This is a genomic window from Streptomyces sp. 351MFTsu5.1, assembly GCF_000383655.1.
In the GTDB taxonomy this organism is placed as follows: Bacteria; Actinomycetota; Actinomycetes; order Streptomycetales; family Streptomycetaceae; genus Streptomyces; species Streptomyces griseorubiginosus.
This window is the reverse complement of record NZ_KB911790.1, coordinates 208,367-221,423: the sequence shown is the minus strand read 5'-3', so window position 1 is coordinate 221,423 and position 13,057 is coordinate 208,367. Positions and strand designations below refer to the sequence as shown.

13 protein-coding genes are annotated in these 13,057 nt (G+C 70.4%); 6 read left to right on the top strand and 7 right to left on the bottom strand.

Features of this window, described 5'->3' with window-relative positions:
• The coding region (locus tag H295_RS0131150) for an MBL fold metallo-hydrolase (protein ID WP_020139261.1) at positions 1-390 on the bottom strand (390 nt) is incomplete at its 3' end.
• Positions 391-967: 577 nt separating this feature from the next.
• On the opposite strand from H295_RS0131150, the gene H295_RS0131140 reads away from it, so the two are divergent.
• Entirely contained in the window at positions 968-1,375 is a 408-nt protein-coding gene (locus H295_RS0131140; protein WP_234021712.1) for a MarR family winged helix-turn-helix transcriptional regulator, read from the top strand.
• Between the two features lie 190 nt (positions 1,376-1,565).
• On the opposite strand, the gene H295_RS0131135 is transcribed toward H295_RS0131140, so the two are convergent.
• Positions 1,566-2,528 (bottom strand): ester cyclase, encoded by a 963-nt coding sequence (locus tag H295_RS0131135; RefSeq protein WP_043218248.1) that lies wholly within the window; start codon positions 2,526-2,528, stop codon positions 1,566-1,568.
• 376 nt (positions 2,529-2,904) lie between these two features.
• On the opposite strand from H295_RS0131135, the gene H295_RS0131130 reads away from it, so the two are divergent.
• The 5 genes from H295_RS0131130 (at position 2,905) to H295_RS0131110 (ending at position 7,386) form a co-directional block, all read left to right on the top strand.
• The gene (locus H295_RS0131130; protein WP_234021711.1) at positions 2,905-4,362 is read left to right on the top strand and encodes a four-carbon acid sugar kinase family protein; all 1,458 of its coding nucleotides are present in this window, start codon (positions 2,905-2,907) and stop codon (positions 4,360-4,362) included.
• Positions 4,362-5,225: a class II fructose-bisphosphate aldolase gene (locus H295_RS0131125; RefSeq protein ID WP_020139256.1), complete on the top strand. Its 864-nt coding sequence runs from the start codon at positions 4,362-4,364 to the stop codon at positions 5,223-5,225. Before H295_RS0131130 ends, H295_RS0131125 begins: the two co-directional genes overlap by 1 nt.
• Positions 5,226-5,285: 60 nt before the next feature.
• Positions 5,286-5,969 (top strand): aspartate/glutamate racemase family protein, encoded by a 684-nt coding sequence (locus tag H295_RS0131120; RefSeq protein ID WP_020139255.1) that lies wholly within the window; start codon positions 5,286-5,288, stop codon positions 5,967-5,969.
• 81 nt (positions 5,970-6,050) lie between these two features.
• Positions 6,051-6,863 (top strand): 2-oxo-tetronate isomerase, encoded by an 813-nt coding sequence (otnI, locus tag H295_RS0131115; protein WP_020139254.1) that lies wholly within the window; start codon positions 6,051-6,053, stop codon positions 6,861-6,863.
• A 169-nt stretch (positions 6,864-7,032) separates the two neighbouring features.
• Entirely contained in the window at positions 7,033-7,386 is a 354-nt protein-coding gene (locus H295_RS0131110) for a cupin domain-containing protein (RefSeq protein ID WP_020139253.1), read from the top strand.
• Between the two features lie 70 nt (positions 7,387-7,456).
• On the opposite strand, the gene H295_RS0131105 is transcribed toward H295_RS0131110, so the two are convergent.
• From H295_RS0131105 to H295_RS0131085, 5 genes are all read right to left on the bottom strand, one after another.
• Positions 7,457-8,440 (bottom strand): D-2-hydroxyacid dehydrogenase, encoded by a 984-nt coding sequence (locus H295_RS0131105; RefSeq protein WP_020139252.1) that lies wholly within the window; start codon positions 8,438-8,440, stop codon positions 7,457-7,459.
• A 1-nt stretch (position 8,441) separates the two neighbouring features.
• Positions 8,442-9,893, bottom strand: a complete 1,452-nt coding sequence (locus H295_RS0131100) for an NAD-dependent succinate-semialdehyde dehydrogenase (RefSeq protein WP_020139251.1) — start codon at positions 9,891-9,893, stop codon at positions 8,442-8,444.
• 39 nt (positions 9,894-9,932) lie between these two features.
• On the bottom strand, positions 9,933-11,213 hold the full coding sequence (locus tag H295_RS0131095) for an NAD(P)/FAD-dependent oxidoreductase (protein ID WP_020139250.1): 1,281 nt from the start codon (positions 11,211-11,213) through the stop codon (positions 9,933-9,935).
• 155 nt (positions 11,214-11,368) lie between these two features.
• A complete protein-coding gene (locus tag H295_RS0131090) occupies positions 11,369-12,136 on the bottom strand; it encodes an amino acid ABC transporter ATP-binding protein (protein WP_020139249.1) in 768 nt (255 codons plus the stop codon).
• Positions 12,133-13,050 (bottom strand): amino acid ABC transporter permease, encoded by a 918-nt coding sequence (locus tag H295_RS0131085; RefSeq protein WP_020139248.1) that lies wholly within the window; start codon positions 13,048-13,050, stop codon positions 12,133-12,135. Before H295_RS0131085 ends, H295_RS0131090 begins: the two co-directional genes overlap by 4 nt.
• Between the last annotated feature and the right edge of the window lie 7 nt (positions 13,051-13,057).

Here is a 13,057-nt window from a genome sequence, read left to right as displayed (position 1 = left end):
CTCCAGGGTGAGGTCGCCGGTCAGCGGCTGCAGGGTGACCAGGCGGGTGGGGAGGTTGGGGCCGAGTGCTGCCCAGGCCTTGAGCTTGCCCTCGTAGGAGTGGGCGATGTGCTCGATGACGATGGGGGTGGCGACGAACGTGGCCTCGGGGAAGGCGTCGGCGATGACTTCGGCGCCGAAGTAGAAGTCGGGGTCGCCGTGGGAGACGAAGACGGTGGTCAGCGTCTTGCCGGAGTCGAGGATCTCGGCGACCAGGCGGTGGCCGTCGGCGCGGGTGAAGGCGGCGTCCACCAGCAGTGCTTCGTTCTCACCGGTGACGAGGGTGGCCGTCTTGTTCTTGCTGCCGGCCGGGAAGTCCAGGTCGAGAACCTTGAAGGAGAGAGTGCTCATGCGTGCTTCCTCGGGTGAAGGGTGATGGTCGGGGAAATCGCCTCGCGGCGAGGTGTACGGCGTGAACCGGGGGAGGCTGAGGGCGTGGGGTCGGACGAGTCGGCGCCGCGTGCATCGCCGAGGCGGAGGCGGAGGCGGTCCTTGTCACGGCCGATGCGGTTCTTGTCACGGCGGAGGGCGGCGCGGTCGTTCGGGAAGCGGCCGAGGCCGTACGCCTTCAGGGGGGCCTGAGCGAAGACGCGCTCGTGGCCGACGAGTGGGGCGACGTCCGTGCGAGCGCGCTTGTCCGCTCCCACGCGAATCTGGACGGCAGTCCGCTCAAGTACCCCCGCTTGACGGCGGCTTGGAACGGCGGTCGCGGAGGTGGCGGCCAGGGGAGCTGCGACGCCGAAGGCGGCCAGGACGCGCTTTCCCATGGGGCGGACTCCACATCTGCGGGGTGGACGAGACGCGATCAAAGTATCTGCCGATGCAGACAATATATCTGCTGCGGCAGAGTTTACAACAGCAGCTTCTTCCCCTCACGTCTATCTGTCATCCTTGAGGAGTGAATGAACAACTGCTGAACGATGACGACGTGACACTCTTCGGGCTCTTCGTGGAGGCCCACAGCCGTATCAAGCCGCTGGTGAACCGCGATCTCGACATACCGCACACCTGGTTCGAAGTGCTGCTGCGACTGGGCCGCACCCCCGGCCACCAGCTCCGCATGACGGACCTGGCAGAGGCCGTGTCGTTCAGCTCGGGCGGCTTCACCCGGCTCGCGGACCGCATGGAAAAGGAAGGACTCATCCGCCGCGACCCCGATCCCGCCGACCGTCGAGCCGCCCTCGCCGTCCTGACCGACAAGGGCGGTCAGGCACTCGACACCGCACTGACCGCCCACGTCTCGCACCTGCGCAACCACCTCGCCGGACCACTCTCGGCCGAGGACCGTCGCCACCTGGAGCGCATCCTGCGCACGCTCCGCGACGCGAACGCGTAAGGCCCTGCCCTGGATCCGGATCGCCATCGCGGGCTTCGGACGCCTCCACCCTGAGCCCCGCTCGGCCTACGGCGGCCGTCAGGGCCGGGTGCTGCGCACCCGACCCCCGCCCCGAGACGTCGGCCCACCAGGTCAGCGGCGCCCGGGAGGCGGCCGACGGGCGGGGCGGGCCGACGGCCGGCCCCGGCCTCTAGAACATGCCGTTGCCGTTGGCGGAGGTCTCCGGGACGTTCTGGATGACATCCCAGTGCTCGACGATCTTGCCGTTCCGCACCCGGAACAGGTCCAGGATCGCCGTGCCCCGGTCCCCGGGGTAGTTGACGTAGTCGCTGTGGATGGCCACCAGGTCGCCCTCGGCGATGACCCGCTTCGGGGTCACCGTCAGCTGCGGTGCCGAGGCGAAGTAGGCGCCGAGGCCGGCCTTCGCGGCGGGCACACCGCTCTCCATCTGCGTGTTGTGTTGGAGGTAGCCGGGGTCCCAGTAGCGGTCGAGGGCGGTCAGGTCCTTGTGGACGATGAGCTCGTCGAAGGCCTTGACGACCAGCGCCTCGTTGGCCTTGGTGAGCCGGTGGTCCAGGGGCTGCGAGACCTGCGGTGAACTCAGCGTGGAGAACATGTCGTTGCCGCTGGCCGTGGTGTCCGGCACGTTCTGGATCACGTCCCAGTGCTCGGCGATCTTGCCGCCCTGGAAGCGGAAGATGTCGATGACCGCCGCGCCCTTGGTGCCCGGGACCAGCACCACGTTGGAGTGGAGCATCACGAGGTCGCCCTGGGCGATGACCCGCTTGACGTTGTAGCGGGCGTCGGGGAACTGCTGGTGGATCGAGGTGGCCAGGGCCTTGAGGCCCGCCGCCCCGTCGGCCGCGGTCGGGTTGTGCTGGATGTAGTCCGGCCGTACGTAGCGGTCGACGACCGCGGTGTCACCGTGTTCGAACACCCTCTTGGTGACGGTGACGGCGATGGCCTTCTGGCGGCTGAGGCGGGCGGCGTCGCCGTAGCCGCCGTAACCGCCATGACCGTACGCCGCGTGGCCGGCGGCCGGGCCGTGCGGGGCCGCCACGGCGGGTACGGCGGCCGCGCCCAGGACCGCGCCGGCGGCGAGGAGGGCGACGACGGTCCGGCGGGCGGGGGTGGTGGGGGCAAGGGGGGGCATGGTGCGCTCCAAACGTCTCATGCGCGTAACGCAGACTAAATTGAAGTTTCAAAATCTTCTGCGGCAGATAATCACCGGAGGGCGGGGCATGTCAACCGTCTTTGCCGCCCCTTGCCGTTCCTTGACCGACTCTCACGCGGGGGCAGTTGCCGACGAGCTCGCGCGGTCGCATCGCGTCCCGCCTTATAACGCGCCCCTATAAGGCACATCGACATTGCGTCTTGGACGCGCTGCCCGGCCCGCTGCTGGAATCGGCCCTACGACGAACCCGGGACCTCCGCATCACCCACGTCCCCGGACTCCTGGCGTGACGTGATCAGGCGCGACCGCGGCTGACGTTCCCCCTCAACCACTCGTAACAGAGCAGGAATTCGCCATGTCCCCACCCCTCCCACCCCTTCATGCCCGGACGGGGCCCGTCCCCGAGGCAGCGGTGCTGGAAGGGCTGCCTCCGGTCCACGAGGTGAGCGCCGCGGAAGTGGCCGCCCGCATATCCGGCGGCCCCCGTCTCGTCGTTCTCGACGACGATCCCACCGGCACCCAGACGGTCGCCGACGTGCCCGTCCTGACGTCCTGGACGGTGGACGACCTGCGCTGGGCGCTGCGCCAGGACAGCGCCGTCCTCTTCGTCCTCACCAACACCCGCAGCCTGTCCCCCGAGGACGCGGCCGCCCGCAACCGCGAGGTCGTCCGCGCCCTGCACGCGGCGTCGGCGGCCGAGGGCACCGGCTACGTCCTGGCCAGCCGCGGGGACTCCACGCTGCGCGGTCACTTCCCGCTGGAGACCGATGTCCTCGCGGAGGAGCTGACGGCGCTGGGCGCGGGTGCTCCGGACGGCGTGGTGGTGGTCCCCGCCTACATCGAGGCGGGCCGGCTGACCGTCGGCTCCCGCCACTGGATGGGGACCGCCGACGGGCTTCTCCCGGTCGGCGAGAGCGAGTTCGCCCGCGACGCCACCTTCGGCTACCGCAACTCCTCGCTGCCCGAGTGGGTCGAGGAGAGGACGGAGGGACGCATCCCCGCCGACGAGGTCCTGCGCGTCACCCTCGACGACCTGCGCGGCGGCGGCCCCGCACACACGGCGCGGTTGCTGTCCTCGCTGCGCGGCGGACGTACGGCCGTGGTCGACGCGGTGTGCGACGACGATCTGCGGGTGCTGGCCCTGGCACTCGCGGAGGCGGAGGAGAACGGCACACGGCTGCTGTACCGGGTCGGGCCGTCCTTCGTGCGGGCCCGCGCCGGACAGGCGGCGCGGGAACCGCTCACGCCCGCCGAACTGCGGCCGCTGCGCGGCGACGCACCCCACGGGCTGATCGCCGTAGGGTCCCATGTCGCGCTGACGACACGGCAGTTGGACCGGCTGCGGGAGCGAGGCGGGATCGCCGAGTACGAACTCGACGTGGCCCGGCTGCTCGACGAGGAGCGGCGTGACGCCCACATCGCCGAGGTCGCGAGCGCGGCCGCCGGCGCCCTGGACTCGGCGGACGTCGTGATCCGTACCTCGCGCGTGCTGGTGACGGGTGCCGACGCGGACGACAGTCTGGCGATCTCCCGCCGGGTCTCCGCCGCGCTCGTTCAGGCCGTGCGCCAGGTCAGCGCCTCGCGGCGGCCCGCTTTCGTCCTCGCCAAGGGCGGGATCACCTCCAGCGACACCGCCACTGAGGGTCTTCGGATCCGCCGTGCCTGGGCCCGGGGCACGCTGCTGCCGGGCATCGTCTCGCTCTGGGAGCCCGTGGACGGCCCCGCCGCCGGCATCCCGTACATCGTCTTCGCCGGGAACGTCGGGGGCGCCGACGCCCTCGCCGACGCCCTCGACCTGCTCAGGAGTGCCTGATGCTGCTGCACGGAACCGATGCCCTGAAGGAGGCCGCGGCCGCCGGTCACGCTCTGCCCGGGTTCGTCGCCTACAACCTGGAGACGGTCCAGGGCATCACGGCCGCCGCCGAGGCCACCGGACGGCCGGTCGTCATCCAGGCGGGCGCCAGTCCCTTCAAGCACGCCGGGCGCGAGGCCCTGATGTGGCTGGCGCTGGACGCCGCCGCACGCTCCACGGCCCCTCTCGGGGTGCACCTCGACCACAGCCGGGACCTGGACGAGATCACCGCCTGCCTGGAGGCGGGCTACACCTCTGTCATGGTCGACGGCTCCCACCTGCCGTTCGCCGAGAACATCGCCTTGACGAAGGAGGCGGTCCGCCGGGCCCGCAGTCACGGTGCCTGGGTGGAGGCCGAGCTCGGTGCCCTGCCGGGCGACGAGGACGTCTCCACCGACGCCGTCGCGCAGGCCGCGGCGATGACCGATCCGCGGCAGGCGGCCGCATTCGTGTCCGCGACGGGCGTGGACGCGCTCGCCGTCGCCGTCGGCAACGTCCACGGCTTCACCAGGCACCCGGTCCGCCTGGACCTGGAGCGGCTGGCCGCGATCCACGAGGCCGTACCGGTCCCGCTCGTCCTGCACGGCGCCAGCGGTCTGCCCCTCGACGAGCTGCACGGCGCCCTCGCGCGAGGCGTCGCCAAGGTCAACGTCAACGCCGAACTGCGCCGCGCCTGTCTGGAGGCCACCCGTCTGGCCCTCCCGTCCGCGTTGCCCGGCTCCGACGTCGTCTCCCTGTGGGCGGCCGGCCGCGACGCGGTCCGGGACGCCGCTCTGGATGTCATGAGCCGCCTGAGCCCTCACGCCGAAGCGAGAGATGCCTGACCTGAACTCAGCTCCGCCGACCTGGACCGCGGCCCGCCACCTCACCCTGTAGGAGACACCATGTCCACCCCTGCCTCGATAGCCGTGCTGCACACCAGCCTGCTGTTCATCGACCCCGACTCGGTCATCAACGAGTACCTCGCGGAACTCGCGCCGGACGCCAAGGTCCTGCACTTCGTCGACAGCGACGTGCTCGCTGCCGTGGTGCGTGACGGCGAGGTCTCGCCCGCCAGCACGCAGCGCATGGTGCACCTGGCCCAGGCCGCGGAGGCCGCGGGGGCCGATGTCGTCTTCTCCGCCTGTTCCTCGGTCGGTCCGGCCATCGACGTGGCCCGACGCCTGGTCTCCGTCCCGATCGTCAAGATCGACGACGCGATGACCGCGGCAGCGGTCGAGACCGCCGACACCGTCGGCGTCCTGGCCACGGTCCCCACGACGCTGCCGCCGACCCGTGCCCTCGTCGAGGAGAAGGCCCGGGCGGCCGGTCGCGACATCACCGTCCAGGAACGGCTCTGCGAGGGCGCCTTCTCGGTGCTGACGTCCGGTGACCGCGACCGCCACGACGCGATGGTCCTGGACGGGGCACGGGCGCTGGCCACCGAGGTCGACGTGATCGTGCTGGCCCAGGCCTCCATGGCACGGCTGGCTCCCGCGATCGCCGAAGCCGTCGGCAAGCCCGTGCTCTCCAGCCCCCGCAGCGGAGCGGAGGACGCGGTGCGGGTACTGAACGAGCAGGCGGGCTGACCTGTTCGTGCCACAGCCAGAGCCTTCCAGACCACCAGACCACTGCTCTGGGCCGTCCCCGGCCGGAACACAGGAGCCAGCATGCCGAGGTTCGCAGCGAACCTGTCCATGATGTACACCGAGCACGATTTCCTCGACCGCTTCGCCGCGGCCTCGGCCGACGGTTTCGAGGCCGTGGAGTACCTCTTCCCTTACGCGTACGACGTCGCCGAGCTGCGCCGCCGGCTCGACGACCACGGCCTGGAGCAGGTGCTCCTCAACGCCCCTCCCGGAGCGTGGGAGTCCGGAGAGCGCGGGATGGCGGCACTGCCCGGACGCGAGGCGGAGGTGCGTTCCGGGGTGGACCGGGCGCTGGAGTACGCGGCGGCGCTGGGCTGTCCGCGGGTGCACCTGATGGCCGGGCTGGTCCGGCCGGACGCGTCACCCGTCGAGCGGGCCGAGCACCGTGACACCTACCTGGCCAACCTGGCCTGGGCCGCGGGGCGGGCCGCCGCGGCCGGCGTCGACATCCTGATCGAGCCGATCAACGGCCGTGACATGCCCGGGTACTTCCTGAGCACCCAGGGCGAGGCGCACGCCGTCGTGCAGGAGGTGGGGGCCTCGCATCTCAAGGTGCAGCTCGACCTCTACCACTGCCAGATCGTCGAGGGCGACCTCACCACGACCCTGCGCCGCGACCTGCCCACCGGCCGGGTCGGTCATCTGCAGATCGCGGGCGTGCCCGACCGGGGTGAGCCCGACCGGGGCGAGCTCAACGTCCGCCATCTGTTCGACGTGGTCGACGAGTTGGGCTTCGACGGGTGGATCGGCTGCGAGTACCGCCCCCGTGCCGGCACCAGCGAGGGTCTCCGCTGGCTCCACGACCACCGGAGCCGGCGAGGGGAGAGCGCATGAGCACGTCAGCGCTCCGGCCTCCCTCCTGACACAACGTCCGAACACCGTGCCCGCGACGGACAGATCACGCATGGGCTCCGTGCGGGGCGCCGGAAATACTCGCAGGACGCCTCGATGCCGATCTCCGCTTCCGATTTCCCCCGTCGCCACATCCAGTAGAGGAAAAGAAATGTCGCTCCTGAAGACCATCGATCCCGACCCCTCCTTCGCGCCCCAGGAGTCCGGCCCGCTGCCGGAACGCCTGATCTCCGGCAACCCGACGTACAAGACCTGGGCCCAGGACGCCGCCCGCGGCGAAACGGTCAAGACGGGCGTCTGGGAAGCCACGCCCGGCGAGACGCACTCGATCAAGGGCGAGCTCTTCGAGTTCTGCCACATCCTCTCCGGCGTCGTCGAACTCACGCCGGAAGGCGGCGAGCCGGTGATCTACAAGGCAGGCGACAGCTTTGTCATGAAGCCGGGCTACGTCGGTGTCTGGAAGACGATCGAAACCGTGCGCAAGATCTACCTGACCGTTTCATAGACCGGGCGCAGCGAAGCAGCATGGAGGGGACCGGGCGGCTGCCGCCCGGTCCCCTCCATGCTGCTCGCCCTCAGGCCGGGCGCGGGTCGTCGACCACGTATCCGCGCCGCTTGTCGACCACGTTGCGCAGCGGCCGGCCCTCGATGCGGCGGGTGAAGTTGTCGAGGAACACCTCGATGAGCGCCTCCCGCTCGCTGGTGGTCTCGCCGGCCGTGTGCGGGGAGACGATCACGCCGGGCATGTTCCACAGGGGAGACTCGGCAGGCAGCGGTTCCTGGGCGAACACGTCCAGGGCCGCGCCGGCGAGCCGTCCGGCGGCGAGGTGGTCGACCAGCGCCTCCTCGTCGACGAGTCCGCCCCGGCCTACGTTGACCAGCCGCGCCCCCGGCTTCATGGCGGTGAGCACGGAGGCGTCGACCATGCCCCGGGTGCCCTGGGTGAGGGGGGCGGCCAGGACGACGTAGTCCGCTTCCGTCAGCGCCTGGCGCAGGGTTTTCGCACCGTGGACCGTGCCGAAGTCGGGGTCGTCCGTGCGGGACTCGCGGCCCGCGCCGGACACCCGCATCCCGACAGCGCGGAGCAGCCGGGCGATGGCCCGGCCGATCGGCCCCGTGCCCCAGACCAGCACGGTGCGTCCGGTGATGCCGTCACTGGGGCGGGGACGCCACTCGCGGCGCCGCTGGTGCTCCCATGTGCCGGGGAAGTCCTTGGCGAGGGCGAGGATCAGGCCCAGGACGTACTCGGCGGTCGGCTGCTCGTAGACGCCGCGGGCGTTGGTCAGGACAAGGTGCGGATCGTCGACCAGGGCGGGGAACAGGAAGGAGTCCACGCCCGCGGAGGACGCGTGGACCCAGCGGGGCGCCTTCTGCGGATCATCGGGCCACGCCTCCCGGATGGCCGGGGTGATGGTCACCCAGGCCATGAGGACGTCGGCGCCGGGGAGGAGGTACGGCAGTTCCTCCTCCGTGGCGTAGACGGTGTCGGCGAGGCTCTCGATGCGTGCGGCGGCGGGGGGCCGGTTGCCGCGGTAGAGGACGACGAGTCGCTCGCGCATGTCAGGCTCCGACGGGAACGGCCATGTACTTGTACTCCAGGAACTCGTCGATGCCGACGAGTCCGCCCTCGCGGCCCAGGCCGGACTGCTTGACGCCGCCGAAGGGGGCGGCAGGGTTGGAGACCAGTCCGGTGTTGATGCCGATCATGCCGCTCTCGAGGCGTTCGGCGACCCGCAGGGCACGGTCGAGGTTCTGGGTGAACAGGTAGGCGGCCAGGCCGAACTCGGTGTCGTTGGCGGCGGTGACGGCCTCGTCCTCGGTCTCGAAGGTACGGATCGCGGCGACGGGGCCGAAGATCTCGTTGTCGACGATCGCGGCGTCGGGGGCGATGCCGGTGAGGACGGTGGGCGGGTAGAAGCAGCCCGGTCCCTCGGGGAGTTCACCGCCGGTCAGGGCGGTGGCACCGCGCTTGAGGGCGTCCCGCACCAGGTCGTGGGCCTTGCTGCGGCCGGCGAGGTCGATGAGGGGGCCGACATCGGTGCCGGGTTCGGTGCCGGGCCCGACGGTGAGGGCGGCCATGCGGGCGGTGAGGCGCTGGGCGAACTCGTCGGCGACGGAGCTCTGGACGAGGATGCGGTTGGCCGCGCAGCAGGACTCGCCCATGTTGCGCATCTTGGCGACCATGGTGCCCTCGACGGCGGTGTCGAGGTCGGCGTCGTCGAAGACGACGAGGGGGGCGTTGCCGCCCAGTTCCATGGAGGTGCGGATGACAGTGTCGGCGCACTGGGCCAGCAGGATCCGCCCGACCTGGGTGGAGCCGGTGAAGGAGAGCTTGCGGATCTTCCCGCCGCGCAGGAGGGGTTCGACGACGCCGGCGGCGTCGGTGGTGGTGACGATGTTCAGCACCCCGGCCGGCAGGCCCGCTTCGGCGAGGATCTCCGCCAGGGCGAGGCTGGTCAGGGGGGTCTGGGGGGCGGGTTTGAGGACGATGGTGCAGCCGGCGGCGACGGCGGGGCCGATCTTGCGGGTGCCCATCGCGAGGGGGAAGTTCCAGGGGGTGATGAGCAGGCAGGGGCCGACGGGCTGGCGGGCGACCAGCAGACGGTTCCTGCCGTCGGGGGCGGTCATCATGCCGCCGTCGATACGGACGGCCTCCTCGGAGAACCAGCGGAAGAACTCCGCGCCGTACGCCACTTCGGCACGCGCCTCGGCCAGGGGCTTGCCCATCTCCAGGGTCATCAGCAGCGCGAGGTCCTCGGTGCGCGCGATGATGATGTCGTAGGCGCGGCGCAGGATCTCGCTGCGCACGCGCGGCGGGGTGGCGGCCCAGGCGGCCTGCGCGGCGACCGCCGCCTCGACCGCACGCCGGCCGTCGGCGGGTGAGGCGTCGGCGACCTGGCACAGCTCCTCGCCGGTGGCCGGGTTGTCGACGGACAGGGTCCGGCCGGACTCGGCGTCCTGCCAGTCGCCGCCGATGAACAGCTGCTTGGGAACATCACGGACGACAGTCATCGTGGGTCTCCTTGTAGGTGTAGAGAGGCTGCCGACCGGTCAGCGAATGCGGTCGAGCGTCTTGTAGTAGGCGCCCGCGAAGGGCAGGAACCAGGCGGTGCCGTTGTAGAGGGGGATGCGGGGCGGGGCGATGTCGCGCACGGGGTTGGCCTCGGGGTGGCCGTCCAGCACCTCGGCCATGACGTGCCCCATGTGGGTGGCCATCTGCACGCCGTGGCCGGCGTATCCCATGGAGTAGTGGACGCCGTCCTCGGTCTGCCCGGCGTGCACGATGCGGTCCATGGCGAAGCCGACGGAGCCGCCCCACACGTACTCGATTCTGGTGCGGGAGAGCTGGGGGAAGATCTCGCACATCTCACGGAACAGGACGGCCCCGCTCTTCTTGTCCGAGGTGGGGTCGGACGGGGCGAAGCGCGCGCGGCCGCCGAACAGCAGCCGGTTGTCCGGGGTGAGCCGGAAGTAGTGGCAGACCTTGTTGGAGTCGACGATGAGGCGGGCCTTGGGGATGATGTCCCGGGCGAGTTCCTCACCGAGCGGCTCGGTGACGATGATGAAGCTGCCCACGCAGACCTGCTGGCGGCGCAGCCAGGGGAAGTTCTTGTCGGTGTAGGCGTCGGTGGCCATCATGACCTGCCCGGCACGGATGACACCGCGCTCGGTGCTGACCTCGAACCGGCCGGCGGCGGTACGCCGTATGCCGATGGCCGCGTTGCGCTCGTGGATCTCGACACCGGCGCGCTCGCACGCCTCGGCCATACCGCGCACGAAGCGGCCGACGTGCAGGGCGGCACTGAACGGGTCGAGGAGGCCGCCGTGGTAGATGTCGGAGCCGATCTCGGACCGCAGCTCGGCCTTGCCGATCAGTTCGGTCTCGTGTCCGAAGTGCTTGGCCAGGGCGCGCTGTTGGGCCTTCTTGGCTTCGAAGTGGGCGGGGCGGGAGGCTACGCCCAGGCGTCCGACGCGGCGGAACTGGCAGTCGATGGACTCCTCGTTCACGAGCCGCTCGACGGTGTCCACGGCCTCTCCGTAGGAGGTGTAGATCTCGCGGGCCCGCTCCAGTCCGTAGCGGCGGATGGCCTGGCCCACGCCGATGGTGAAGCCCAGGTTGGCCATGCCGCCGTTGCGGGCGGAGGCCCCGGAGCCGATCTGGCCCTTCTCGACGAGGGTGACGCGGGCGCCCTTGCGGGCGGAGTGCAGGGCGGTGGACAGACCCGTCAGGCCGGCGCCGACGACCACCAGGTCGGTGTCCTCGGTCAGCGGCTTGCCGGATCGGTCGGGAAACGCCCCTGCGGTCTCTATCCAGTAGGGAATGGTCTTCATGTCGGGTCCTTAGCGGGGAGTTTCGAAGGGGCGCGGCCGGGCAGCACCAGGGGCCCGGCCGACGGCGATGTCAGCGACGGTCGGATCGACGTCCGACTGGAGGGCGTTGCGGACCGGGACCAACAGGGTGCGGACGTCGTCGGTCCCAGCCGCTTCTACAGGACCCTTTCGAGGAAGGCCTGGGTTCGCTTCTCGCGTGGGTTGGCCAGCACTTCGCGGGCGTCGCCGCGCTCGACCGCGATGCCTTCGTCCATGAAGAGGACTTCGTCGGCGACCTCGCGGGCGAAGGCCATCTCGTGGGTGACGAGCAGCATGGTCATTCCGTTGCCGGCGAGGTCGCGCATGACGGCGAGCACTTCGCCCACGCGCTCGGGATCCAGCGCGCTGGTGGGTTCGTCGAACAGCATGATGGTGGGTTCCATCGCCAGCGCGCGGGCGATGGCCACGCGCTGCTGCTGGCCGCCGGAGAGCTGGGCGGGGTACTTGTGGCCGCAGCCCTTGAGGCCGACCCTGGCCAGCAGTTCCTGTGCCTGTTCCCGGGAGGCGGCGCGGTCCTTCTTCTGCACCAGTACGGGTCCGGACATGACGTTGCTCTCGGCGGTCATGTTCGGGAACAGGTTGAACTGCTGGAACACCATGCCGATGCGGGCGCGCTGTTCGGCGAGCCGCTGCGGGCGGACGGCGTGGTAGGCGTCGTCCTTCTCGACGTAGCCGAAGTCCTCGCCGTTGACGCGCAGGACTCCGCGGTCGACGGTCTCCAGGCCGTTGATGCAGCGCAGCAGGGTCGACTTGCCCGATCCGCTCGGCCCGATGATGCAGGAGATCTCCCCGGCCGCGACGGTCAGGTCGATGTCACGCAGGACCTGGTGACGTCCGAAGCTCTTGCACAGCTTGCGTGCGACGATCGTTCCGTCCGGGTTCACAGCAGGGACTCCCTCGTGGTGGGAACGGGCTGGGCCGCCCCCGGCTCGGCCGACGTGGCGGCCGGGGTCAGCCGTGCCCGGGTCGAGCGGGAGAACCGGCGCTCGATCATGGACTGCGGCACGCTCAGCACCAGCGTCATGATCAGGTACCAGAGACTGGCCACGATCAGCAGCGGGATCGTCTGGTAGTTGCGGGCGTAGATCGACTGGGCGCTGTTCAGCAGGTCGGCGACGCCGAGCACGCTCACCAGCGAGGTCTCCTTGAGCATGCCGATCACCTGGTTGCCGGTGGCCGGGATGACCGCCGGCATGGTCTGCGGGATGATCACGTGCCGGAGCTTGGTGAATCCCGACATGCCCAGGGACTCCGCCGCCTCGTGCTGTCCGCGACTGACCGAGGCGAACCCGCCGCGGATGATCTCGGACATGTAGGCGGCCTGGTTGAGCGTCAGCCCCACGACGGCCGCGGTCATCGGCGTCATGATCGCGTTCACGTTCACCGGTGTGGAGATGTCGGTGAACGGGATGCCGACCGAGAGGTGCGGGTACAGCGCCGCGATGTTGAACCAGAAGACCAGCTGTACGAGCACCGGGGTGCCGCGGAAGAAGGTGATGTACAGCTGCGCGAGCCCGGACACGGGCCGCTGGTGCGACATGCGCATCACCGCCAGCACCAGCCCGAGCAGCGTGCCCAGACCCATGCTCGCCACGGTCAGCAGGAGCGTGATCAGCAGGCCGTTGAGGATGGTCTCGGTGGTGAAGTAGCTGAACACCACCGGCCAGCGGTAGTTCTCGTTCGTCACCGCGGTGCACACCAGACCGGCGACGATCGCGACCGCGACGGCCCAGGCGACGTAGTCGCGCGGTCGTTTCGGCGTGATCCGCTTCTTTTCCTCGGCCCGCAGTGGTGACATCGGTCGG

Coding starts and splice junctions, on each gene's coding strand:
- H295_RS0131135 (WP_043218248.1), bottom strand. CDS start 2,528: ATGCCCCCCCTTGCCCCCACCACCCCCGCCCGCCGGACCGTCGTCGCC.
- H295_RS0131130 (WP_234021711.1), top strand. CDS start 2,905: ATGTCCCCACCCCTCCCACCCCTTCATGCCCGGACGGGGCCCGTCCCC.
- H295_RS0131125 (WP_020139256.1), top strand. CDS start 4,362: ATGCTGCTGCACGGAACCGATGCCCTGAAGGAGGCCGCGGCCGCCGGT.
- H295_RS0131120 (WP_020139255.1), top strand. CDS start 5,286: ATGTCCACCCCTGCCTCGATAGCCGTGCTGCACACCAGCCTGCTGTTC.
- otnI (WP_020139254.1), top strand. CDS start 6,051: ATGCCGAGGTTCGCAGCGAACCTGTCCATGATGTACACCGAGCACGAT.
- H295_RS0131110 (WP_020139253.1), top strand. CDS start 7,033: ATGTCGCTCCTGAAGACCATCGATCCCGACCCCTCCTTCGCGCCCCAG.
- H295_RS0131105 (WP_020139252.1), bottom strand. CDS start 8,440: ATGCGCGAGCGACTCGTCGTCCTCTACCGCGGCAACCGGCCCCCCGCC.
- H295_RS0131100 (WP_020139251.1), bottom strand. CDS start 9,893: ATGACTGTCGTCCGTGATGTTCCCAAGCAGCTGTTCATCGGCGGCGAC.
- H295_RS0131095 (WP_020139250.1), bottom strand. CDS start 11,213: ATGAAGACCATTCCCTACTGGATAGAGACCGCAGGGGCGTTTCCCGAC.
- H295_RS0131085 (WP_020139248.1), bottom strand. CDS start 13,050: ATGTCACCACTGCGGGCCGAGGAAAAGAAGCGGATCACGCCGAAACGA.